This window comes from Serratia sp. YWN4, assembly GCF_055790845.1.
Map to the genome: position 1 here is coordinate 4,063,883 of NZ_CM147696.1, position 22,126 is coordinate 4,086,008.

The following is a 22,126-nucleotide window of genomic DNA, read 5'->3' on the forward strand; positions in this document are numbered from 1 at the left end:
CATTATATTATCTAAAAATACAAAGGATGCTTATGGTATTCCTATTTCGCTATTAGTGCTTCAGCACGATCTTCAAAAATGGATGCTGCCAATCACTTTCATTGATCAAGCGGTAAGAAACAAAACCATCGTGCTCTAACGCGCATATCAGCCCTGGATGATCGCGTACAAACTCGTAGACCGCCAAGCTTTCCAGACCTTGAAGCATATGAGCCAGTAGCTTGCGGCGCATGACATCACGCTTCCAATGTTTGCCCGTCACTACGCATTTGTAAGTGCAGTTAAAGGTCTGGCCCACAGCGTTTGTAACACAGCGCCCATAGCGGTTTTTCCGTGCCGTAGCTTCATAAACGTCCAGCAATCTAGCCAGGTCATCTTTAAGTGGCTCTAGGTGCTCGCGCCAGCGCAGGAGAATACGTTGGGCTTTAGAGCGTCCAAACTCCTTTGTTAGCAAGCGGGTGGTCGCACTTTTGAAGGAAAGGCTAACATATCCAGAGTTGAACACACTAGCGTAGCGGAATTGCTTAACCAACGATGCTTTTACCCCTAATTTCTTGCATATCACTTCTGTATCAAGAAGCCGGAGGTTGCTGTCTGAAACTCCAATCGACTGTAGTTCATGGCGAAGGATCTCAAGTTGGCACCCTTTAATGTCGTAGTTGTAACCACGGGCTAGACACTCCCATTTCATCTTGGAGGGCAAGCTTTGGAAGCCACAACCGATTTCGAACGATCGACCACCAATCTTGGCCGCTTTATACGATTGCCGGTACGCAACAACCAAAGGCCTGTCTGAGATCAGGTCTACGCCCACCTCTGCCAAATGAGACAGGAAATTGCGGTAGAACATCATATTTTTAGCTGAGTGGTGAGTGTCCACGTATTGCCGCAACTCATCAAGATTGATGTGTAATGGCTCCAGATTGCCCCACACGGCTTTCAAGAGGTTTCTGAATGGTTCGTTCGGGATATCACGTTTAGACCAGTGGTGAGCCACTGTGCTGCCACGGTTGATCGCCTGCCCGATTAATTCATCGAAGGTCATGCACTTACGTTTATTGAAGATGTTTGTTAGGTAAGTCAGGCGGTCAGTCCGGCGCAGATACTTGGCACGATCTCGGGTGAATAAGTCGCGCAGGAACTGCTTAGATACCGCAAACTCCCTGCATTTACTTTCGGGAATATGCTTGATGATCTTGATTAACCCAGCGTCCTCAATCAACTCCAAAGCGCGAGTATGCAGTAAATCACCATTTTTCTTAAACACATGAGGAAGCTTTTCTCTGCCGAGATCTTTCGGCAAGGGCACAGAATACGTCCACGTTTTGTTACCTTTGAAACGTGCCCTTTTACGGGTATTCCGACTGACTGTGGCACAACAAATAAGATGTTCGAGGAATCGGGCTATATCACCATAGAATGGTCGCCGTAAATGTTTTGGCCCATCAAAAGGAATACTGAATATAGGCTTCATAAATACCTTGAGAGTGTCTTCTGTCACCAGAATATTATTCTTAGTGAGATATGCTTTCATATACTATCCTATTTAGTCTGCGATTAATCGTTCAATGTGGCTATGACCTAGCCCCACTTATTTACAGTTGTAATTACGCAGGCAAAAAAAATAATGATGATAGTTATGATGGTAATGATGGTAATGATGGTAATGATGGTAATGATAGAGAGGCTAAGCCTCATGATAGCTAATGCTGGATAATGGCTATAGAGGGGGGGAACCATACGTACACTATATAGAGTTATACGTATCTATACCCGATTAACTTGAAGACGCTTGCTTTAGCACCTGAAAATTGTCATTCAGCCGGGACGATAATGAACCCGCCATCTCAGGGAGCGTTGTCGTAAAAAAGTTAAATATAGCCGTTCGGAAATCAGGCTTACTGGCAAAGTAACGGTTGTTCCTTGCACATTCGTGCATCAGCTTCCATAACCGTTCTATGGGATTCAAGTTGGGGCTGTAAGGTGGCAGGGAATGCAATTTTATATTGCAGACAAATGCCCAATCTTTGACCAGGTTTGTTTTGTTATACCCCGCGCCATCCAGAATAATATGAATTGGCTGCTTATAGTCGGGATAACATGTTCTTATCTCATTGAAAAATTGACAGATAGTGTATTCATTAATCGTTTCGTAATCATGAATGACTGGATGGGCAGCATCATTCAGATCCAGCGCGCCCAGAATGTTCATCCGAGTACGGCTTCCTGTTGTTTCAACAGTCTTTTTTTCCCCTTTTTTTATCCAGCCGAAGCTCAGTTTTGTCGCCTGAGTCGGATGCACTGCATCCAGAAAAAGGATCGGTTCACCTCTCGTGGCAACTTTTAATTCTTCATAATATTCAATGAACTGTTGCTGTTTCTCTTCACTGAATTTATGGGGTACGCCTGAGGGTTTCTTATAGCTGAAGCCATGCCGGTGCAGCCATTTGTTCATTCCTGGGACGCTGTATATGACACCCCATTTTTGTGCCACGTAGGCCACAATCTGGACAGTATGATGGAATAAATGTTGAGTTAAGTGGCTGATAAGCTGTTCGGTTTTTTCTGTGCTGAGCATGCCATCAGAGCCACCATTTTCGGGTTTCAACTTCCCTTTATTCAGATATTCGCTGATATGGTGGTCAACAGTGGTCTGATGCAGGCGCAGAGCCTGAGCAATCATGACCGAACTCCAACCTTCGGAGGCGAGAAGTACGGCTTTAATACGATCGCAAACGTGTTTGTCCCGGCTGGAATCATGCCGGCGTTCGAGTTCGATTTTTTGCTCAGCGGTGATAAATATCTTCATGGGATGAAAGCATGATCCTCTTCATCAACAAAATCAAGCATCTTCAATGATCACGGGTATAACTACTATATAACCTGCCATATAGAACATATATAGATAGATAAACCCAGTTTATACGAATATACCAGATTAATAACAGCTAGCTTATAATGGTACTAGGTATTACCCCTCTCAATACGACTAATAGACTCATATACAGTAGAGTTATGTAGATCAATACCGTTAAATAATGGCTACAGACATACTTAATTTTCTGATGTTTCATGCGGTAAATTCGCTATTTCGCTCAAAACCGCGAATTAACGCATCTACAGGGGATATGTGGAATATCTGATGAAATTAAAAAAAGCGACCTCAGGTTTACCCCTACCAATGTACGAGAGTCAGATTTGCCATCAAAATACAGGCGATTTGAACGGTCTAACCAGCGAATTGACGCTGTTAATTCGCCGGTTTAATGCCTCAAAAGAGGGTTTATTTTTCAGGTGCAGCCTTGCATTGATTTCTGAAAATAGCGGGTTAGCGGTTTTTAGCGGTACGTGACATATTCAGTTGATCGGTTACCGATGGCGGGTGATAACGGTTTTTGAATGGGTATTTACGAGAGTGAGATCTACGCCCTATAACACTGCCTGTTCAGCGGTCTAACAGACGAGTTGATGGCGATACACAGCAGTTTAGGCACCGTGTTTTCCCAGAGCGCCAAAAGTGATTCTGAGTGCAGAACCTCAAGTAAGAGCAGAGTGTTCAACCACCAGAACCGTGTTTAAGGGTATCCACCAATCACCCAATCACTTTTTTGATGTGTCCAAAACGTCAAAGTAGTTGCGTATCAAGCTCTGAGTAGTGTTGATCTACCTTGTACTGCCAGATGCTATCTAACTGTAGGTTTGCCTAATCTACATAGCAGTTAACCCCTTCTTTAACCCGATCTTAGCTAAAACCTCGTTAACAAACCATGTTGCAGACACACAGTGTTATGGGCAGAATGTCATCAGGATCAGCTCATTATGGAAGCAAGAATATGGCAGCGAAAGACAGCTATTGTTATCGAATTTTGAAGACCCACTCAGTGATCGTTGATTTTGACGGGCCGCCCCCTCGCAAGAAAGTACCTGGTGTCGTTGAAGGCGAAACATTCAAGCAGTGGAAAGAGAGAGTTCTTGGCCCAGATGCTACTAACGTTGTGGTTTACTACCCAGATACGCCCACTCCCCAAACCCGAATGCATAACTTAAAAGTGGCATATTCTGCCGAGCGTGTTGAACGTATGTTCAGAGATTTCGGCAGAACAAAAGATTTAAAAAAGCAGGAAGCTATCGGTAACGCCATTTCCGCAACAGAAGCTAAATTCTCCAGCGTTCCTCGTGAAACATTGGAATATTTACTTGCGAAAAAGCACAAAAGCCTAGAGCCTTCGCTCCAAGCTTTTTTCAATCGGTTTATTGAAGAAAACAATAAAAATAAAGAGAACATTAGTATAGAGAATTTATTAAGTGAGCTTATTGATAATTATAACACTGCCGTTAGACAGTTCAGGGAAAAGAACGGTTATTAAATTAGAAGGCCTGAAATTATCAGGCCTTAATTTCATTATTTAGTCATTCAGAAAATCGGTCAATTTATCATAGACAAAGCAGTAACGACGATCAATTACATCCCCATCATAGCGAATTTGAACCGTACTGAAGTCCTTATCATTATCAGCCAGCAGGATCTTTTGCTGTGTCAGTTTCGTCAGCAAGATCTTGCGTGACTTGCTAATCAAGCAGTTGTGTACAAAATCTTTTTTAATTGCCACTACTTTCTTTTTCTGAACTTTGCAAATAATGGCGGTTTCCTGTTTGATATCATCCACCGACAAATTATCAGAATCAAGAATGTTCACGATATCATCTGATTGCAAAATGTCAGTAATTTCCTTGGGCAGCATTTCAGCAAGAGTTGGCTCTGGTGAACATGGCATGTTCAATGAGTCACGGTAGCATTTCGAGATACCGCGCATTACATCACTCTTCTCAAAAGGCAAAATGCCATATTTGATCGCTAGACAGCCACTTACGTAGGCCAAAGCAAAGCGTTTGGCGATACGCACGTCAATACCAGAATTGCGGTTGACCTTATGCTTCTTCAGAAAAAACTCCATGCTCTTTTCCAGCTTTGCTTTCAGTCCTTCACGGTCTTCCTGAATATCAGCAACCAAGCGCTTCAAGAACGCAGGTTTGGCAGAACCGTAATAGCGATGGGTAACATCTTTGATGGTGGTAGCCAACTCATTGCTGGAACTAACACCTTCAGGCAGTGATTCGAAGACTCCCATGCCACAAAAGGCATCGGCAGGAACATCGATAACACGCACGTTTTCACCCTCCAAGCGTTCAATCTTACCGGCATCAGCATGTTGGGCAAGGCTAAGCTCACCTGTGCTGAAAACAACCAAATGCCATTCTGCTACGTTGTTTTCGTAGAGTGAAGCACGAACCTTACCTTTACCGCCTGACAACGTATAAATACGGCTCTGAATGGTTTTGGCTGCAATAATGGGGTCTTTATCCAAGAGTTTACTTTCATCAAGGATCAATGCGCCATCATTATGAGCAACAGCAATTTCCTCAAGCCCTTTATCGGTATTGTTCCAATAAGTGAATATTGATTTTGGGAAGCCCGCTACCGATGCCAAGGTATAGCCAGATGAGCTTTTACCCATGCTGCTTGTACCCCACAAATGGAAGCCACCTCCTTCAATCCCCAACAGGTTAAGCATGAACCCTGAGAATGAGCAGCAAAGTGCCAACATGACGCGAGAACTATGCAATGCACAAGGTGCGACATGTTGTTTCCATTCTGCCAGCGTTCCTTGTGTTGTCTCAGCAGGCAAATGTTTTTTGGCGTTAGGGTGCAATACTGGCTTATCCACTTTAACTTCACCAATCACCTTATCATTAATGCAAAGATAAACATCGTTATAGAAACCGGGTTTATCACGCAGCACGATAAAATTATCAGTTTGTTTAGTGACTTCATCCTGTGCCAGATCCCAGTACTCTTTTGGCATATCAGCACGGTGTCCTGCTTTCAGCAGATGCTTCTTTGTTTCAGTCTTATTCGCCAGTGCAGTAGAGGGAATAAGGATGAAGATATACTTGCCACTGTTCTCGCTAAAGACTTCAACTTGACGATAAGCAATATCTGACGAATAGATCATTTTAGCGATAGCGATCAACTTAACATACAACTTTGGTTGATTCGCTGGCTTATCCGTAGATTTCTTTTTAGCTGATTTACGTTTGATTGCTTTTGGTTTAATTGATTTCTTTACCATCTTTTTCATTTTTAATTCCTTAAGGATTAGTCACGCACTTGCCCAACCATTTTCATTGTTTAAGTGCGTGAAAGGTCATCTACACAGTTAATCTGAGTAGTGATATCTGGTTATTTAATTAAATAGTAGGCATAGCTCACCTGAATAGGGATGATTGCCTTTAGACGTTTATTGCATTAATAAATGGTCACCATACCTCCTTACCCTATACATAAAGGTTAAATTCGTCATGCCTATGGCATTCAACATAATCAGAGAATCAGCATGTTGTTTTTTCAATAGCCTGTATTTTATAGTCCGTCGTTTTCTTTTCCTCTCGCGGTTATTTAGCATATAAACGTCATTATATTGAATAGATTCCACCCGCCACCAAATAGCTTTAAATCGGTAACTTATCTGACGTTCAAGCGCTTTCAACTTACTTGACAGCATTGGGCGGTTAACTACTCCAATGCGTGTATTCATGTTTCTTGCATTTTTCATCTTAATGCGCAGTTTCTTAATGGCCTCCTTATCATTAGGAATAATGAGATGAAAGTGCGGCATCCACTTTTTAATATCTGTGTGGAAGTCCATTTCAAACCCACCGATGACCATTCCTTTGAAACCACTTTCTTTTAACCAGCGTCGAAGACGTGCCTTTAAAGCGTCTGGCCTCCATTCAAGCAGTTCATTATCATTCAGCGCATCTTGATAGAAGATTAATGTAACGCTTCGCCATTTCTTTTTTTTCTTACATAAATTTAATACCTCCTTGATCATGATTAATCGATGACGCCGATAACATTCAGGACATGCGGCACTACCACAAGGATCGAGTGGTTCACATGCGTTCAGTTTCTTAAATAGTGTTTGGTAGATTTTGTCTTTGAGTTCCCGTAATGCATTTATTCTGAAAAGCCTCTCGGCACGTACCTCCTTTGCTGTTTCAAATTTTGGTATTGTCTCAGCGAGTTCCTCAAGCTCATTACTCAATATTGCCAAGGGTATTCTTCGGTGTTTCTTCATTAAACCCCTTATTTATAATTATGAACTCATCTGTCCAGAGCTATTCCCCCCCTTCTCTTTAGTTTAAAACGCATGGCAGACCTTAATTCCCCCAATATAAAAAGGTATAGATGCAAATCATTACCGATATTATCTAAGGTTCTGTTAAACTCTACTTATAACATAGTGCGAGACTTTAACCATTGTTGAACAGCCTCTAAGTCATACCCAACACGACGTATGCCTATCTTTATTCGTGGCGGGAAATTGGCATTAGTCTCCAGATAGTAAATAGAGTTCCTTGTCTTATAATTCAACATCTCCATCACCTCACTCATTGTTACAATCTTGATTCCATATTTGCTAGTCATTATCAATTACCTCTCTTCGTTACTGAGTGGCGCTAATTATCTAAGAAAAAATTTTGAATATCGAAATTTTACGAAAACAGTTGTAACTTTGCGGGAAAAATCCATTAACTCATTGATTAATATCTTAAAAAATTCACACTCAGACACTAATATTGTTTGTATGCAGACAACGACTAAACAAACCTTAACCAACGTTCATGAAAGTAGAGGTTTGTCAATATGCCAGAAGGTCAGCGTTTGTATCGCTATTACCAAATGGCGCAGGCTGGTGATGCCGGGGATATCGTTGATGATTTCAACTATACGGATAAGCGCGGTGTCCCTTACTTCCCGCATACTAATGACGTGAAGGCGAATATTGCGTTCTCTGACTGGGATCTGGAGCAGGCACTAGATCTGGAGTTGGATCTGGCTCATGATGATGTTGAAGAGGCAGACTATGGCGATGATGAAGATCAGTGGTCAACCGCTGAGATCCAGGCACTTCGTAAGCGTCAGGTGATAAGTCAGGCTATCAAAAAGCTGAATGAGGATGGTTATCAATATTCCTCACAAGCTGCTGCTGATAGTGATGGTAAAGATCCTGAGGATTGGGCTGATTAACAGTGATCCCTTGTCCCCCAAGGGCTGCCGAGACATTTGGCAAGTTGAACACTGTGGGGCTACCCCGTAGTCGCTTTTTTAGGGTAGCACCTGCGCAGGCCGCAGCCATACTGGTGTTGCGGGGTTTTGATGGTGTAGACGGGTAACTTTTCTGAGTAAGTTCATAAATGTTGTGATATCCGATATCTCATATGACGACTATGTGTAACGACCTGACATCGAAAAGCCTTTATGAAATATATAGTTAAACTAGAAATTGTAGTAGTTCGGGGAGAATAGTACGGCAATTGACCTATAGTTTTAACCTGTTAGCCGCTAAACCAGATTTCACTGTTCATTTATACACTGCAAATTTCAGATGAAGGTGTTATGATCTAACGTTTATGGTCGATATTTGCCATTCAATCACTTTTTGTACAAGTGGAATATATCGTTTTGATATTAAACAATAACCCAGATATGTCATATGAATAAAAATCGTCCGAAACTCACTATGAATTCCTTTTTTGCAGGCATTGGTGGCTTTGACCTTGCTTTTGAACAAGAAGGAATAAAAACTAATTTTCAGTGTGAAGTGAACCAGTTCTGCCTCTCTATTTTATCTCAGCATTGGCCAGATGTCATACAACATACTGATATTATGAGTTTAATGCCGGATGAAATTCCCGATGCTACTATTTGGTGTGGAGGGTTTCCGTGCCAAGATGTTTCTGTTGCAAGGGGCTCGAAGGGACGTCAGGGACTTAAAGGCAAAAATTCAGGGCTGTTTTATCCATATCTAGAGTTGATTAAGGCTAAACAGCCAGAAGTGGTACTGATAGAAAATGTTACTGGGTTGTTAAGTTCCCATAATGGTCAGGACTTTAGAGTCATAATTGAAAGCTTGTCAAGCATAGGTTACACGGTTTGTTGGCGTGTTATGAATAGTCGTTTTTACGGTGCGCCTCAATCGAGGCCGCGTGTATTCATATGCGCCTCTTTAAAGGATCCTGCATTAGCCATTGCTGCGCTTTATGAAAAAGCAAAGGGAGCGAGAGTAAAAGGATTGAGAAATGCTTTTATGAATGTTAGTGAGTGCAAAGTAAGCGGAGCACGGGTAGCTGACATATCTTATTGCCTAGCGGCCACATCTGGTCGTCATACAGGTACTGACTGGAGTCGAACCTATGTGTCCTATGATGCTGCCGTAAGACGATTGACTCCTAATGAGTGTGAAGGTGTGCAAGGTTTTCCACTTGGGTGGACATTACCCTTGGATTCTAATTGTTCAAAAGATATTGATAGCGATAGATATCACGCGTTAGGTAATGCTGTCTCAGTACCTGTAGTTAATTGGATCGCAAAAAAAATAAAATCTCACATCTTATCAAAAGAAGAAAATATTTCCGATATAAAATTCACTACTGATAAAGATATTGCTTTTTCTATTTGCAATGAATATGAAGACTTCGATATTAATAAGTTAAGATGTCAAGATATTTCCGAATTGCATTTAGATGCGTTACAGTCAAAAAATAGATTAAAATGGATGACTGGTGGTGTTGTATATAATGGATTTTGTGTTGATATCAACATATCTGAAGCTCCAGCTAAGCCAAAGTTTAAAAAATTGATTAGTATCATAGATAAAAAAGTCGTAGAAGATAGGTATTTTATAAGTTCTAATGCGGCGGAAGGAATATTGAGACGAGTGTCCAATCAGAATCGTACATTATTCCCGCCACTACATGATGCATTGGTAGAGTTAAGTAAGAAAAAAAATGTAGCTTGAGGAGAACAAATAAAATGAGCTTCGTGGTAATTCGATTAGGTAAGGATAGTACTGATATAATTGAAAAGATAGACTCAGCAACTATAGAAACTGTGTTGCCGTTTGAGTTTTATTTTTACTGTAAACAGGTAGAAGAGACAATTATTGATGATCTGAATAAGCACGAAGTATATTGTTTTATTTATCTCGGCTCTAATAATAACAAGGGAATACCTACTGCGTGGAAGAAAGGATTAAGAGCCCTTGGGCGTCTTAAAGCAGTAAATGATAGAGTCAACTTTCAATCGGAATGTTCATTATTAATTGAGGTGTTGTCAATATTTCCTGAAAGTATTGATAGGAAAAACTTTTTAGAGGAAAGTCCAATCCTTTATAACAACTTTAGTGACTATCCTATAATTGGACTAAATAGCTCACGAAATAACTCTATACAGAGAGTGAATGAGACTAATGATGAGGACACTTCATCTTTATTAACTGCTATAGGGAATATTTACCCCAACTTTAGACTTGACTTGTCAACTAATGCCCCTGATTTAATTGAAAAGTTGCATGATGAGGAATTAGAACTCGAAGGTTACGAAAAAGAAAGCTTAGAGGTTTCAAGATCTCTGGGTTGGGGCGATGAGTATCCTCTAAATACCGTTCTTGTAAGAACTGAGCAGCGTACTATTATTGATGTTGTGAAACGGATTGAGAAGGGGAGGTATAAATTAGATCCTGATTTTCAGCGGGATTTTATCTGGCCCGTCGATAAACAGTCGAAGCTTATTGAATCTTGCTTGATGAGAATACCATTGCCTGTCTTTTATGTAGCCGAAGCAAAAGATGGCGGAATAATTGTGGTTGATGGTTTGCAAAGGCTAACTACTTTTCATAGATATTTGACCGATCAATTCGCATTGACCGCAGTAGGTGACCCTCATGGTGAGTCAACTATTCACGGTGCGAAATTTAGTCAATTACCAATCAAACTGCAAGAAAGAATTGAAGATACACAGTTAACATTGTACATACTTGATGAAAAAGCACCAGAAAGAGCAAAGTTAGATATTTTTGATAGAGTAAATGGTGGTGAATCTATTACTCGTCAACAAATGAGAAATTGTTTATTTAATGGTGCAGGTACTCGTTTTTTAGCTAAAATGGCAAAAAGTGATTTGTTTTTGAAGGTTACGGGAAAAGGGCTCGATTCAAAGACAATGAGAGATAGAGAGGTTATAAATAGGTTCTGTGCTTTTCTTCTCATAGGACACGATCAGTATCGTGGTGATATGGATGATTTCCTAGCCAAAGCATTAGAGATGATGAATCGCTACTCTGAACGTGATTTATATTTATTAGAAGAGAAATTTATTAGAGCAATGGAAAATAATTTCTTACTTTTCGGTGGTCATTCCTTCAGGAAGTCACTGGCAAACAAGCAAGTTAATTCCAATAGGTCAGTCATTAACGTTTCATTATTTGATGTTTTTTCTGTTATTCTTTGTGATATTAACGTCTCGGATATTTCAATAGAAAAGGAAGCATTAATTAATGCTTTCTCAACTCTTATAAATGATTATCAATTTAATGATAGTATCTCTATTAGTACTAACAGTAAGAAGAAAGTTATAACTAGATTTTTAATGGCAGAAGATACCCTAAAGGAGGTAATACAATGATTAATAGTATTCATATAGACAATTTTAAATGTTTTAACGAACTAACTCTCCCTATGAATAAATTAACATTACTTACTGGGTTCAATGCCTCAGGTAAGTCAACAGTTTTGCAGTCTTTACTATTGTTATCCCAAGCATTGCGTAAAAACATTAGCTGCAACTATATCTCTATTAATGGATGCTTAGTTAAGTTAGGAAGCTCTACCGATATATTACATGAGTCAGATGAGTCGTTGGTAAATCAAAAGAAAGAGTTAAGTTTAGGGATGTCGTATAACTCTGGATTTATTAAATGGTCATTTTTACCAATGAAAAAAAATAGAAATAACTTGGAAGTTGTTCGTTTAGTTACTCAAGAAGGTTGTAATGCAAACCTGCTATATGAAGATGATTTTGGTGGGATCATTCCTACTGGTATAAAAGGGGATTTTTTAGACATAATCTTAGCATTAAAAAATCTAATTTTTATTGGCGCGAGTCGTCTAGGTGTCCAAGATCTATTTCCATCCCCAGAGGATGAGCAAATATCTCATTCAGATGTTGGTAGCCAAGGTGAGTATGCACCGTGGTGGTTTGAAAATTACAGTGATGAAGATATTCCAGAAAACCGCCGTTTCCCTGATGAAAAAGAAGCTGTTACTCTACGGCGTCAAATGAATGCATGGTTAGGCTATATTTTCCCTGGTGCTGAGGCGAATACATTATCTGTTGATAATACGGGTTTTATTCAATTACAGTTTAAAAATTCTAGTGTAAGTGCATGGAGACGACCAGCTAATATTGGTTATGGACTGACTTACGTATTTCCTATTATAGTCGCTGGTTTACTAGCTAAGCCAGGACAAATATTGGTGATTGATAGTCCTGAAGCTCACCTTCACCCGATGGGGCAATCTAGAATTGGAATGTTTTTGGCTCATGTGAGCGCTTCCGGTGTTCAGGTGATCATTGAGACGCACAGTGATCACGTACTCAACGGTGTGAGAATTTCTGTAAGTAGCAAAATAATCGAGAGTAATGATTTATCTATTCATTTCTTTAAGAGAGTTGATGATGGAGATAATAAGAAAAAGTTATTAATAGTATCACCAAAAATTGATAATGAAGGTTCTCTTAGTGAATGGCCAGATGGTTTTTTTGATCAATCAGAGAAAGACTTAAGTACGTTGATGGGATGGTGATTTATGCGAATATTTGTGAACGAATTATCTATGAGTAATCAATTTAATAGTTCAACTGATTTCATAAAACATTTGATTTTCCTTATGAAGCTAAGAAAACAAAACGAGAACTTTGGTGATCGATTTGTTTGTCCGAGAGGCATATCTGAAAAAATAGTTTGTAATGGAAAAACTTTGCGTCAAACCGTATTAGATTATAAAAGCAGGGACTTCACAAATAAAGTTCTTGATTGGTTAGACAAGGCGGGGCCATTTCTAGAACATGATGATGAAGATTATGGTAAAATCTTGTGCGAGTTTAATGGGGAATTAATAGAAGATTGCGTAATAGAGAACGTAGCATCAAAAATATATAGAAATGAGGAGGCGAAAACTTATAGTTTCGATAAAAGCAACCCTGACTTTTCTTATACTCCATTAATTATAAACTATACTGATAATGTATCTTCAGATGTCTTGCATATAGATAACATCTGGAGTGAGGATCAAATTTCCACTATTGCCAATACTTGGGTTCGGAGGCCAGGAAGTTGGTCAGAGCTTATTGACTATTTAAAAAACACATTCAAAAATTTACTTTTTCATGACGATATCATTGGTTGCATATCTCGATATCCATTTAGCGTTGTTATTTCTGACAGAGTCATTGCCTTAATGAACATACTCAATAAATATGTTGAAAGTCATGATGAGAGTAAAAGAAGGACATATATCACAAATGAATTAATAAGGGATTTTTTTAGTGGCGACAAGGCTCCTTTCACTGATGAATCAAGTACAAATATAAATGACTTTAGAAAGGAAATGACATTTAATATAAATGGTGAACCTGAACTTTGCTCGTGGCATGGAAAAATAAAACATCAAGAGTTTAGAATTCATTTCCAATATCCATTTTCGGCTAAAATGGATAAGTTGGTAGTCGTTTATATTGGGCCAAAAATAACGAAGAGATAATATAATGCATGGTACTATATATACCGAATATACCCGTGATCATTGAAAACGCTTGATTTTGTTCGCTACGAGGATCATGCTTTTTACCATGAAGATATTTATCACCGCGGAACAGAAAATCGAACTCGAACGCCTACATGATTCCAGTAGGGATAAGCTCGTTTGTGATCGCATAAAAGCAGTCCTTCTCGCTTCTGAAGGCTGGAGTTCTGTGATGATTGCTCAGGCTTTGCGCCTGCACCAAACAACGGTTGATCACCACATCCGTGAATACCTGAATAAAGGCAAGCTTAAGCCTGAAAATGGCGGTTCTGACGGAATGCTCAACGCTGAACAAACCGAGCAACTTATCCGCCATCTTTCTCAATATTTATTTCATCACACTCTCCAGATTGTGGCTTATGTCGCCCAAACCTGGGGGATCACATACAGTATCCCTGGGATGAATAAATGGCTGCACCGTCATGGCTTCAGCTATAAGAAACCCTCTGGCGTACCTCATAAATTCAGTGAAGAGAAGCAGCAACAATTTATTGAATATTATGAAAAATTAAAGATGGATGCGGGCGATGAACCTATTCTTTTTTTGGATGCGGTGCATCCTACTCAAGCAACCAAACTGAGCTTCGGTTGGATAAGAACAGGTGAGAAAAAGGCTGTTGAAACAACGGGCAGCCGTACCCGAATGAACCTCCTGGGTGCACTGGCTCTGAACGATGCTGCACATCCGGTCATTGATGATTATGAAACAATTAATGACTACAGTGTTTGCCAGTTTTTCAATGAGATAAGGAAGGTTTACCCGGATTATAGCCAGCCAATTCATATTATTCTGGATGGCGCAGGGTATAACAAAGCAAACCTGGTCAAAGACTGGGCATTTATCTGCAATATCACGTTGCACTACTTGCCCCCTTACAGTCCCAACCTGAACCCCATCGAACGGTTATGGAAGTTGATGCACGAGTGTGCAAGGAATAACCGTTACTTTGCCAACAAGCGAGATTTTCGCGCGGCTATCTTTAACTTTTTTACGGCATGAGATGGCGGGCTCTTTATCATCCCGGCTTAATGATAATTTTCAGGTGCTGAAGCAAGCATCTTCAAGTTAATCGGCTATAGATTTTTAAATATAACAATGGTATTTTATTCGCACACATTTTTTAAGAGGTGCCAAATGAGTAATCATATTACTAGTACTGTTATTAAAAAATTGTATGGTTTATCGGCTGGAAAGTGTAATATTTGTAAAATAATACTTTTCGAAAGCGAAGTGCATATTGGCCAGATGGCTCACGTTATTGCTAAAAGCCCCAGTGGTACTAGAGGGGATGAATTAAATTCAAATAACAATTCTTATGATAATCTTATCTTGTTATGTGCAAATGATCACATCAGAGTCGACAATGACCCTTCTTTTTATACAGTAGAAAAGCTAAAGTCTATTAAGAATGAGCACGAAAGATTTATAGCGGACTCTACGGATTTCTCTCCGTTTGCTTTTACTAAAAGACAATCAGACATCTTTTTTCTTAATTCGTATTTCCACTACACTCCATTCCTTCGAGTTCGTTCATATTTAGATGATCTTCCCAATAGATTTCATGTTGATTTTCTTACGTTTGAGGATCAGTTCGAAAATATATTAAAAGACCTGCCATCCAGTTATCCACTGAACGATAAAAATTTGAATGATTATTTTCAAAAATTCATATTTGCATATAATGAAATTTCTTTCATATTAAATGGACACATTGAATACGATGGCTTTCGCATTGAAGTATTCGGTGGTGCAAATGATGCACACTACTGTTATTTTAATACAAAAGAATTGCCATTTGATAAAGCGAGTTTGATAGAGATTGATATATCTAATTTAAAATTAGAACTTTCTTGTTCATATAGCGATCTGATTTCCTATATTAGGATGTACTATCCAGAAATAGACATGAGTTCTCCTCATTTTTAATTTTCGATAGAATTGGTACTACATTTTCATACGACATATTTTATGTTATCACATCTTATCAAGGGATTCGATGTGATAATATTACTACAAGTTTGCCAGACAATAATATTGAGTAACTGAGCCGTCTACAGCAGCCCACGCTCGGCCATTGAGACGGTTTGCGTACCCGCAACGATAAAGTGGTCGATAACCCGCACATCAACCAACTCAAGTGCGGTTTTTAGCCTTTCGGTAATGGCCAAGTCTGACTGACTGGGTTCCGGTGAGCCGCTGGGGTGATTATGGACGAGGATCAGTGCTGCTGCGTTATGAGCGAGGCTTAACTTCACTACTTCACGAGGATAGACGCTAACGCTGTTGATAGTGCCCCTGAACAGTTGTTGGTATGAGAGAACGTGTTGCTGGTTGTCCAACAGGATGCAGCCGAACACTTCATGCTCCAGTGGTGCCAGTGTAAGCATCAGGTAATCCCGTACCTCTTGTACTGAGAGCAGACGTTGCCCCCGGATATAGCGGTTTTCGATGATGGTTTGCGCTTGTTGAATAATGAAGTCTTCATTGCAGCGGTCAATCTGAGTCATGTCAGAACTCCCGTTCAACAAAGTAAATGCTGTCGGGTAACAGTTGGTGCGCCGTATCGGCTTTGAGTGACCAACTTTTGCGGGTTAATTTTTGCCACCCACTGCTATCAAAAAAGTAGAGGTATTGGCTATCGATGCGAGTGATGACTGACCAATGGCGCTGGTCGCTAATCAAGATAAGGCGGGAGAAGTCAGGACGGTTAAGGTATTCGGTCATTTCGGTGAGAACGCGCTGTGTGGTCAATCTCTTGCGTTCTCGGAAGGGGTGGCTGATTTGGATGGGGAAATGCTTCTGGTAGTACCCCTGCCGTAGTACCCGGTCAATCAGGTAATCCATTCGGGGTTGGTCAAGGCCGTGAGCGAACCAGTCCTCCAGCGACCATTCACAGTGATATTCCCGCAACAACGTGCGCACCAGTGGCACCCTCCTGACTTTGCCATCAAACAGGTAGCTCATCATATTCACCACGCTATAAACACCGCATAGGCAGTCTAACTCGCCCTGTATGGCCGGACGAACATCACGTTCTTGACTCACAATACTTCTCCGAATTATTTAATTTTGCCAGACGATGGTTACGTCATAAACGCCCATGCTGTGATAACTGATAAAGTTGGATTGCCACAGGGTAAATAATTCGCAACTGGCCTTATAATTGAGATCACCTAATCCAGCTTGGAATGCATACTTTTGCGGCCAGCAGAAATCAATTTCCTTTTCCAACTCAGGATATACTTTTCCCATATAGGCAAGATCGGTAATGTAATCGAAATACCACTGCTCATTATCATACGAGAGTCTTATTTCTACGGGGTGATAACCACCTCTATACGCTGTGTAGCTCACATCTCGAAAGATGATACATACGCCCATTAATTTATGACGCATAGGCGGTATTTCACTCATTTCCTTACACAGCAGGTCAATCAATTGTTGATTAACGGGAAGCCGATAGCCTTCCTGGTGGATGATATTACTCATAGCGTTCCTTTTGAATTAAATACGGATAAACAGTTGACCGATTTTTAAATACAGTGCTTCCTCCCGTTAAGGATTAATTAAATTGAGTGCGTGTTGATTGGCTGAATATAGTCACTTTGCCACAATGACATTTTATCAAATAATATAATACATGGCAAATAGTTTCACCGAGAAACTATTAATTAAATAATGATTGGAGTTGGGTCTGAAATAGTTATTCAGACCTTATTAGCTGGCGGGTGAAAGGGTGTCCAGAAGTTGTTGGCGCTGTGCTTCTGAAAGTGTCATTAACTGACGGGCCAACATCATCACTTCTGGCTCTACGCTGCTGGTTAACATCAGATCATCTGCTACTTGCTCCAATGCCTGTTTTAACAGCCTATCGCGTGAACTTGGCTTCATGGTCTTGAACAGTTGCACCCAGAGGTTAAGTTGCTCATCCGATCCATAGGGCGAGGCTGGCTGCGTTTTCCGTTCCTGCTGCTCCACGCGTTCACTCTTTAATTGCATCCCCGCCGCCCGGATATGGTACTCAAAGCCCTTATGTCCCGTTCTCTTCCTTTTGATGTCAGGATGCATAGCCGCCAGCTTTTCCAGGCGTAAACGGCAGCCTTTTGCCGTACCCGGCATTCCCGGCTTACCCACAAACGCTTGTGCCGAGAGCCATTGTTCATCATCCAGCAGGCTAGTTTCTTGCGTCAAACTGTCGTTCATAAACTTTATTCCAGATATCAATGCGTTAACAAGAAACGGCAAAATAACCCAAAAAGAGAACTTGAATAGTTCACTTTGTTCGCATTTAATGGTGTTGTACTGATACAGAGGAGTTAACATCATGAATAACCACGTAGCATCGCAAAAAAAGCCCCCTAAGGGAAGACTGGAAGATTGGCACCGGGCTGACATTGTGGCGGCCCTACACAAGCGGGGAGTGAGTCTGGCGCAGTTATCACGCGAACAGGGATTGGCCCCACGCACTCTCAATAATGCGTTTAGTCAGCACTATCCCAAGGCAGAACGCCTGATAGCCGGGGTATTGGGTATGACGCCAGAACAGTTGTGGCCGAGCCGTTACCTCAACAAAGCCCCCTCTATTCATGACAAAAAGAGGTAACAATGGCGACCACCATCACATCCGTAACAGAAAGCTTTGAATACTTCTTCCAATCACTGTACCGACCTGAGTTTGTGAAAACACTGCGGTTGAATGAACAGTGTGAAAGAGAACTACTCCCTTTGGTGCGTTGCTACCTATTAGGGTACTTTGCTGATGCGGTATCGCCCGAAGTGCAGGGGAAGCTGCCGGGAACGGTAACGGGGAATGGCTACATTGATTTTGTGATTGATGACGCGGCGGTTGAGTTTGCAGTACGCAAGCCCACCGCCGCGAAATCCACCGTCTCCGCGACCGTCAACAGCACGGAAATGAAGAAGCTGATGAAATATGACGGTAAAGCCTTGCTGGTCTTGTTCGACTTCTCAACCACACCCTATTCAGAAGCCCAAATAGAGGCTTTCCGCGATTGGCCTTCACTGGGGAAAGGCAACTATAAGAAATCAGCGTTCAACGTAGCTTACTTTTATGTGGAAAAACGCAGGCCGCTGACACTGGGGAAATTTGTTAAAAACATCCGTATTAACTGACAAGGAACTGCGATGAAAAGCATGGTAACGGCGGTTTTGTTTACGCTGTGTCACACAGCCATAGCCGCCAAAATGGACGGGAACACCTTTGTTTATCAGAAATCCGATGGAGAAATACGGTTATCGGCAGTACCGGGGAATGACCAGCAAGCGAGATTCTCTATCAATACCAATGTAGAGGCACATGTCTGTGAAGTGGAAGGCGTTGCCAATGCTATTGCCGATACAACGCAACACACAACCTTGCAATGGCGAGACAACACCCAATGTTTGATTACCCTCACATGGGGCCAATCGCGCGTTAATGTGAAAGCTACCGAGGAATGCAATAGTTATTGTGGCATGAATGCCGGTAACTCGCTGTCTGGCGTCTATCAATAAGCTGATTTTTTGAATGACTGTTTGTAATTCATTACGTACAGGCCCACATTTTATTTATAAGAGGCATCATGCCAACTGAGTTAAATAAAGACCCGCTTTATGACCAAGCGCTTAACCTGCTTATCAACCATGAGTTAAAGAACGATATTAAAGCCGTCCAGCATCATTTCAGGATTGGTTATAATCGAGCGGCTAATCTGGTTGAGCGAATCAGACAAGATAACATTTCCTTAAATAAGGATAGGCAATAATGTCACCCACAAATGAAAGTCAGTCTAAAGAGACTGAAAGCAATAATTTGAATGCGGTAAAGGATAAATTACTGAGTGGCGGCTATGGATTAACCGTAACGTTCTGGCTGTGGTGGCTTATTCCCGCAGTAGTGCTGTCAGTGATGGAGTATTTCTCTGAGTCAACAGGAACAATATTGAGGATTGATATTGGCATGTTGGTTTGGAGTGGCCTGATGTTCCTTTGCATTATGAGAACAACAGCCAATAAACTGTGGAAAGTGTTGGCACTGCTGGTTACCGGTCTTGATTGCCTGCTTTCTTTGTTAGGTGTGGCATCATTCTTCCTGTGAGCGTTCCAATGAGACTAAAACTACTCTTCTCATGTATTGCCATGATTGGCCTGTCTGGCTGTGATTCAGGTACACCAAAGTGCAACAGTGATGAGGCTAAAAATCTGGTGGTTGATATTGCCACCAAGGAAGCGGCAAAGACGTATTACAAGCTGGATGGCGTGACTATCTCGGTAGAGAATGTCAGAACGGTGGAGCATCAAAGCAAGCTTGATGTGTACCAGTGTGCTGCCGATTTAAAGTTTGCCAATGCAGAGAAGGCCAATTCAATACCCATTACCTACCGTATTCAAAAGACCGATGACAATAACGGTCAGTTTTATATTAACGTATTCGGTTTATAACGCATAAGCGGCTGTCCATTGGATGGCCGTTAGTTCATTTATACCCACCTGCATTTCATTTTACTCCCCCTCTATAAATATTGAGAACCATCATATGAAAGCCTATTATGTAGAAGGTAATGTTTGCTATTTGAATTTTTCAGTGCCTCCATTACTCGAAATGCCCACATTCAAGCTTGAAGTGAATATATTTACTTGTAACCCGGAAATGATAGATGAAAGCCAGTTACCCGGTTTCGAACGTGACGTTTTCTATAATAAAATATCTTCCATAGAAGAATATGAATCGCATGGTCATTATGTAGATTTAAATGTTTTCATCATAGACAGCCAAGAAAGTGAATGGTTGATTGATATTGCCAGCGAATCAAAAGCCATCAATTTCATTCTGGTACATCCAAACTATCATTTAACGAGAGATATTCCAGACGCGCATTTTATCCCCTGTTGGGATAATCCAGCGCGGGTATTATATCATGCTGTCTGTGCTGCATTTTATACCGGTGTACTTTATAACCTCTCTAAAGCTAATTAAGGTGACACACGATGATCCCAATAAAAGTAAAAGCCATAATTGCAGCCATCATCACGATTATCATTGTTGTGCTGTTCTGGTTGTACTTGCCCAAAGAAAAGGCAGAGGAAGCACCGCCAATAGGTAATACCATCTACGTTCAATCAAACTCACCGGGGGAATGCCGGGCTGTCATTACCACGATATTGGATGGTAAAAAACCGGCACCCAGTGAACTCCCTTGCAAAGTGCAACTGCAATCAAAGAAGTAAGCGACCCGTTTGAAAAGTGAATGCTTGAGTGGTATAGCTTGTAGTTCGCCACTCTGGCATTCAGCAATCACTTTTACCTATAACCATACGCAGCACATACGAAGTCGAGTCGAGCTGTGTTGAGTGCTGATCTGCATTGCGTTGTCAGTTGCATACGTTGGTTGGTTTAACCTATCTGAAATCAGACCTCGTTAGCCACTTAGTGTGAACTGTCCAACTTATGGGTTAGCCAAGAGTTTCAAGCACATTTGGAAAAATAAAAAATCGAAATTCATTATTTTTAACACTATATCTTGATTTTTATAACTGTTATGGCACTCTTATCTATTAGTCATCATTGATGGGCAGTACTAACATTATTATTTTTTAATATAAACAGAAGTGCTTTTTACAAGGTATATGCAGATGAGTATAATAGATGTAGGAGAAATATTAACGACGACTTCTCTAATAACCGCTTTTTATTATTATAAAAAAAGCAAAAAAACAAGTATTCTATGCTATAAAGTTGATAGTAGAACAGTTATCAATGATGATATGTATGATAATTTCAATGGGGAGTTAAATATTAATTTCTCTGGTAACACTGTAAAGAGATTGACAATATCTGATGTTTATATATGGAATCAGGGTAATACTACTTTAGATGAGAAGAACATACCTCAAAAAAATTCGCTTCAACTTCATGTGAAAAAAACGGAAAAAATACTGAGCATTGAGGTTGGTAAATCGACAAAAATAAGTAGTGATGTCAACGTCCATGTAACAAATGACATGAATATTGCAATAGTTAACTTTGACCATTTAAATGTTATGGATGGGGCTATAATAAGGATCTTCCATACATCAACAGAAAATGGCATACAATTTAAAGGAGAGTTAAAAGATGCAGATGTAATAGATTATCAAGGGGGATATAGAAGGTTGAGCACATTAAGAACACAGGGAAAAATATGCGATATAGCAAGCATTTTTTTAATGACATGCGCTACAGCCTTCGGATTAATTAACTTCTATTATGACTTTCTTCCAAACCTAATAGATAAATATAAAATCCAACCCAGTATATTCTCTTATGCTATTCTTTTTGTTATAATGATGCCTATAACATATAAAGTATTTTATTTGTGGCCATCAGAGGTGAAATATAAAATCCCAAGTACTTTACAAGGTAAATGATACAAGTATTTA

General features: G+C 40.5%; 26 protein-coding genes and 1 pseudogene. 18 read left to right on the forward strand and 9 right to left on the reverse strand.

All coding sequences use genetic code 11. The features are described from left to right. Positions 1–52: 52 nt before the first annotated feature. Positions 53–1,534, reverse strand: a complete 1,482-nt coding sequence (locus ACX9GT_RS19090) for a hypothetical protein (RefSeq protein WP_473188233.1) — start codon at positions 1,532–1,534, stop codon at positions 53–55. A 243-nt stretch (positions 1,535–1,777) separates the two neighbouring features. Then, positions 1,778–2,809, reverse strand: coding sequence for an IS630 family transposase (locus ACX9GT_RS19095; RefSeq protein WP_473187389.1), 1,032 nt, complete (start codon positions 2,807–2,809; stop codon positions 1,778–1,780). Positions 2,810–3,142: 333 nt separating this feature from the next. Between ACX9GT_RS19095 and ACX9GT_RS19100 the strand changes: the two genes are divergently transcribed. Further along, entirely contained in the window at positions 3,143–3,352 is a 210-nt protein-coding gene (locus ACX9GT_RS19100; RefSeq protein WP_473188234.1) for a hypothetical protein, read from the forward strand. 481 nt (positions 3,353–3,833) lie between these two features. After that, the gene (locus tag ACX9GT_RS19105) at positions 3,834–4,367 is read left to right on the forward strand and encodes a hypothetical protein (protein ID WP_473188235.1); all 534 of its coding nucleotides are present in this window, start codon (positions 3,834–3,836) and stop codon (positions 4,365–4,367) included. Positions 4,368–4,406: 39 nt separating this feature from the next. Here the strand turns inward: ACX9GT_RS19105 and ACX9GT_RS19110 are convergent, their stop codons facing one another. The 3 genes from ACX9GT_RS19110 to ACX9GT_RS19120 all read right to left on the reverse strand — a co-directional run bounded on the left by ACX9GT_RS19110 (position 4,407) and on the right by ACX9GT_RS19120 (position 7,489). Then, on the reverse strand, positions 4,407–6,140 hold the full coding sequence (locus ACX9GT_RS19110) for a DUF927 domain-containing protein (protein WP_473188236.1): 1,734 nt from the start codon (positions 6,138–6,140) through the stop codon (positions 4,407–4,409). 159 nt (positions 6,141–6,299) lie between these two features. Then, positions 6,300–7,139, reverse strand: a complete 840-nt coding sequence (locus ACX9GT_RS19115; protein WP_473188237.1) for a hypothetical protein — start codon at positions 7,137–7,139, stop codon at positions 6,300–6,302. A gap of 155 nt (positions 7,140–7,294) precedes the next feature. Further along, positions 7,295–7,489: a helix-turn-helix transcriptional regulator gene (locus tag ACX9GT_RS19120; RefSeq protein WP_473188238.1), complete on the reverse strand. Its 195-nt coding sequence runs from the start codon at positions 7,487–7,489 to the stop codon at positions 7,295–7,297. Between the two features lie 219 nt (positions 7,490–7,708). Here ACX9GT_RS19120 and ACX9GT_RS19125 point away from each other — a divergent pair, with 219 nt between their 5' ends. The 7 genes and pseudogenes from ACX9GT_RS19125 (at position 7,709) to ACX9GT_RS19155 (ending at position 15,634) form a co-directional block, all read left to right on the forward strand. Beyond that, positions 7,709–8,092, forward strand: coding sequence for a hypothetical protein (locus ACX9GT_RS19125; RefSeq protein ID WP_473188239.1), 384 nt, complete (start codon positions 7,709–7,711; stop codon positions 8,090–8,092). Positions 8,093–8,558: 466 nt separating this feature from the next. Further along, on the forward strand, positions 8,559–9,863 hold the full coding sequence (locus ACX9GT_RS19130) for a DNA cytosine methyltransferase (RefSeq protein ID WP_473188240.1): 1,305 nt from the start codon (positions 8,559–8,561) through the stop codon (positions 9,861–9,863). A gap of 14 nt (positions 9,864–9,877) precedes the next feature. Continuing rightward, positions 9,878–11,527, forward strand: coding sequence for a DUF262 domain-containing protein (locus ACX9GT_RS19135; protein WP_473188241.1), 1,650 nt, complete (start codon positions 9,878–9,880; stop codon positions 11,525–11,527). Continuing rightward, positions 11,524–12,708 carry an AAA family ATPase gene (locus ACX9GT_RS19140; RefSeq protein WP_473188242.1) on the forward strand — a complete coding sequence of 395 codons (1,185 nt, stop codon included), beginning with the start codon at positions 11,524–11,526 and terminating at the stop codon, positions 12,706–12,708. Before ACX9GT_RS19135 ends, ACX9GT_RS19140 begins: the two co-directional genes overlap by 4 nt. A 30-nt stretch (positions 12,709–12,738) precedes the next feature. Beyond that, entirely contained in the window at positions 12,739–13,665 is a 927-nt protein-coding gene (locus tag ACX9GT_RS19145) for a hypothetical protein (protein ID WP_473188243.1), read from the forward strand. A gap of 88 nt (positions 13,666–13,753) precedes the next feature. Beyond that, a pseudogene (locus ACX9GT_RS19150) lies at positions 13,754–14,777 on the forward strand (IS630 family transposase). Between the two features lie 65 nt (positions 14,778–14,842). Further along, positions 14,843–15,634, forward strand: coding sequence for an HNH endonuclease signature motif containing protein (locus tag ACX9GT_RS19155; protein ID WP_473188244.1), 792 nt, complete (start codon positions 14,843–14,845; stop codon positions 15,632–15,634). Between the two features lie 125 nt (positions 15,635–15,759). On the opposite strand, the gene radC is transcribed toward ACX9GT_RS19155, so the two are convergent. The 4 genes from radC to ACX9GT_RS19175 form a co-directional block, all read right to left on the reverse strand. Continuing rightward, positions 15,760–16,215 carry a RadC family protein gene (gene radC / locus ACX9GT_RS19160; protein WP_473188245.1) on the reverse strand — a complete coding sequence of 152 codons (456 nt, stop codon included), beginning with the start codon at positions 16,213–16,215 and terminating at the stop codon, positions 15,760–15,762. A gap of 1 nt (position 16,216) precedes the next feature. After that, positions 16,217–16,753 (reverse strand): hypothetical protein, encoded by a 537-nt coding sequence (locus ACX9GT_RS19165; RefSeq protein ID WP_241679980.1) that lies wholly within the window; start codon positions 16,751–16,753, stop codon positions 16,217–16,219. A gap of 18 nt (positions 16,754–16,771) precedes the next feature. Further along, positions 16,772–17,197 (reverse strand): DUF2787 family protein, encoded by a 426-nt coding sequence (locus ACX9GT_RS19170; protein ID WP_473188246.1) that lies wholly within the window; start codon positions 17,195–17,197, stop codon positions 16,772–16,774. Positions 17,198–17,425: 228 nt separating this feature from the next. Next, on the reverse strand, positions 17,426–17,911 hold the full coding sequence (locus ACX9GT_RS19175; RefSeq protein WP_473188247.1) for a hypothetical protein: 486 nt from the start codon (positions 17,909–17,911) through the stop codon (positions 17,426–17,428). Between the two features lie 121 nt (positions 17,912–18,032). On the opposite strand from ACX9GT_RS19175, the gene ACX9GT_RS19180 reads away from it, so the two are divergent. The 9 genes from ACX9GT_RS19180 to ACX9GT_RS19220 all read left to right on the forward strand — a co-directional run bounded on the left by ACX9GT_RS19180 (position 18,033) and on the right by ACX9GT_RS19220 (position 22,114). Continuing rightward, positions 18,033–18,311 carry a helix-turn-helix domain-containing protein gene (locus ACX9GT_RS19180; protein ID WP_473188248.1) on the forward strand — a complete coding sequence of 93 codons (279 nt, stop codon included), beginning with the start codon at positions 18,033–18,035 and terminating at the stop codon, positions 18,309–18,311. Between the two features lie 2 nt (positions 18,312–18,313). Next, positions 18,314–18,841: a hypothetical protein gene (locus ACX9GT_RS19185; RefSeq protein ID WP_473188249.1), complete on the forward strand. Its 528-nt coding sequence runs from the start codon at positions 18,314–18,316 to the stop codon at positions 18,839–18,841. A gap of 12 nt (positions 18,842–18,853) precedes the next feature. Continuing rightward, entirely contained in the window at positions 18,854–19,222 is a 369-nt protein-coding gene (locus ACX9GT_RS19190; protein ID WP_473188250.1) for a hypothetical protein, read from the forward strand. A 68-nt stretch (positions 19,223–19,290) separates the two neighbouring features. Beyond that, the gene (locus ACX9GT_RS19195) at positions 19,291–19,473 is read left to right on the forward strand and encodes a DNA translocase FtsK (protein WP_473188251.1); all 183 of its coding nucleotides are present in this window, start codon (positions 19,291–19,293) and stop codon (positions 19,471–19,473) included. Beyond that, positions 19,473–19,805 carry a hypothetical protein gene (locus ACX9GT_RS19200; RefSeq protein ID WP_473188252.1) on the forward strand — a complete coding sequence of 111 codons (333 nt, stop codon included), beginning with the start codon at positions 19,473–19,475 and terminating at the stop codon, positions 19,803–19,805. Before ACX9GT_RS19195 ends, ACX9GT_RS19200 begins: the two co-directional genes overlap by 1 nt. Positions 19,806–19,846: 41 nt before the next feature. Continuing rightward, positions 19,847–20,149 (forward strand): hypothetical protein, encoded by a 303-nt coding sequence (locus ACX9GT_RS19205; RefSeq protein ID WP_473188253.1) that lies wholly within the window; start codon positions 19,847–19,849, stop codon positions 20,147–20,149. A 94-nt stretch (positions 20,150–20,243) separates the two neighbouring features. Continuing rightward, entirely contained in the window at positions 20,244–20,684 is a 441-nt protein-coding gene (locus ACX9GT_RS19210) for a hypothetical protein (protein ID WP_473188254.1), read from the forward strand. A gap of 11 nt (positions 20,685–20,695) precedes the next feature. Beyond that, on the forward strand, positions 20,696–20,935 hold the full coding sequence (locus ACX9GT_RS19215) for a hypothetical protein (protein ID WP_473188255.1): 240 nt from the start codon (positions 20,696–20,698) through the stop codon (positions 20,933–20,935). A 405-nt stretch (positions 20,936–21,340) separates the two neighbouring features. Next, positions 21,341–22,114, forward strand: coding sequence for a hypothetical protein (locus tag ACX9GT_RS19220; RefSeq protein WP_473188256.1), 774 nt, complete (start codon positions 21,341–21,343; stop codon positions 22,112–22,114). The last annotated feature ends 12 nt before the right edge of the window (positions 22,115–22,126 follow it).

Coding starts and splice junctions, on each gene's coding strand:
- ACX9GT_RS19135 (WP_473188241.1), top strand. CDS start 9,878: ATGAGCTTCGTGGTAATTCGATTAGGTAAGGATAGTACTGATATAATT.
- ACX9GT_RS19120 (WP_473188238.1), bottom strand. CDS start 7,489: ATGACTAGCAAATATGGAATCAAGATTGTAACAATGAGTGAGGTGATG.
- ACX9GT_RS19200 (WP_473188252.1), top strand. CDS start 19,473: ATGTCACCCACAAATGAAAGTCAGTCTAAAGAGACTGAAAGCAATAAT.
- ACX9GT_RS19220 (WP_473188256.1), top strand. CDS start 21,341: ATGAGTATAATAGATGTAGGAGAAATATTAACGACGACTTCTCTAATA.
- ACX9GT_RS19115 (WP_473188237.1), bottom strand. CDS start 7,139: ATGAAGAAACACCGAAGAATACCCTTGGCAATATTGAGTAATGAGCTT.
- ACX9GT_RS19175 (WP_473188247.1), bottom strand. CDS start 17,911: ATGAACGACAGTTTGACGCAAGAAACTAGCCTGCTGGATGATGAACAA.
- ACX9GT_RS19095 (WP_473187389.1), bottom strand. CDS start 2,809: ATGAAGATATTTATCACCGCTGAGCAAAAAATCGAACTCGAACGCCGG.
- ACX9GT_RS19180 (WP_473188248.1), top strand. CDS start 18,033: ATGAATAACCACGTAGCATCGCAAAAAAAGCCCCCTAAGGGAAGACTG.
- ACX9GT_RS19190 (WP_473188250.1), top strand. CDS start 18,854: ATGAAAAGCATGGTAACGGCGGTTTTGTTTACGCTGTGTCACACAGCC.
- ACX9GT_RS19205 (WP_473188253.1), top strand. CDS start 19,847: ATGATTGGCCTGTCTGGCTGTGATTCAGGTACACCAAAGTGCAACAGT.
- ACX9GT_RS19210 (WP_473188254.1), top strand. CDS start 20,244: ATGAAAGCCTATTATGTAGAAGGTAATGTTTGCTATTTGAATTTTTCA.
- radC (WP_473188245.1), bottom strand. CDS start 16,215: ATGACTCAGATTGACCGCTGCAATGAAGACTTCATTATTCAACAAGCG.
- ACX9GT_RS19155 (WP_473188244.1), top strand. CDS start 14,843: ATGAGTAATCATATTACTAGTACTGTTATTAAAAAATTGTATGGTTTA.
- ACX9GT_RS19110 (WP_473188236.1), bottom strand. CDS start 6,140: ATGAAAAAGATGGTAAAGAAATCAATTAAACCAAAAGCAATCAAACGT.
- ACX9GT_RS19215 (WP_473188255.1), top strand. CDS start 20,696: ATGATCCCAATAAAAGTAAAAGCCATAATTGCAGCCATCATCACGATT.
- ACX9GT_RS19100 (WP_473188234.1), top strand. CDS start 3,143: ATGAAATTAAAAAAAGCGACCTCAGGTTTACCCCTACCAATGTACGAG.
- ACX9GT_RS19125 (WP_473188239.1), top strand. CDS start 7,709: ATGCCAGAAGGTCAGCGTTTGTATCGCTATTACCAAATGGCGCAGGCT.
- ACX9GT_RS19185 (WP_473188249.1), top strand. CDS start 18,314: ATGGCGACCACCATCACATCCGTAACAGAAAGCTTTGAATACTTCTTC.
- ACX9GT_RS19140 (WP_473188242.1), top strand. CDS start 11,524: ATGATTAATAGTATTCATATAGACAATTTTAAATGTTTTAACGAACTA.
- ACX9GT_RS19130 (WP_473188240.1), top strand. CDS start 8,559: ATGAATAAAAATCGTCCGAAACTCACTATGAATTCCTTTTTTGCAGGC.
- ACX9GT_RS19195 (WP_473188251.1), top strand. CDS start 19,291: ATGCCAACTGAGTTAAATAAAGACCCGCTTTATGACCAAGCGCTTAAC.
- ACX9GT_RS19145 (WP_473188243.1), top strand. CDS start 12,739: ATGAGTAATCAATTTAATAGTTCAACTGATTTCATAAAACATTTGATT.
- ACX9GT_RS19105 (WP_473188235.1), top strand. CDS start 3,834: ATGGCAGCGAAAGACAGCTATTGTTATCGAATTTTGAAGACCCACTCA.
- ACX9GT_RS19170 (WP_473188246.1), bottom strand. CDS start 17,197: ATGAGTAATATCATCCACCAGGAAGGCTATCGGCTTCCCGTTAATCAA.
- ACX9GT_RS19090 (WP_473188233.1), bottom strand. CDS start 1,534: ATGAAAGCATATCTCACTAAGAATAATATTCTGGTGACAGAAGACACT.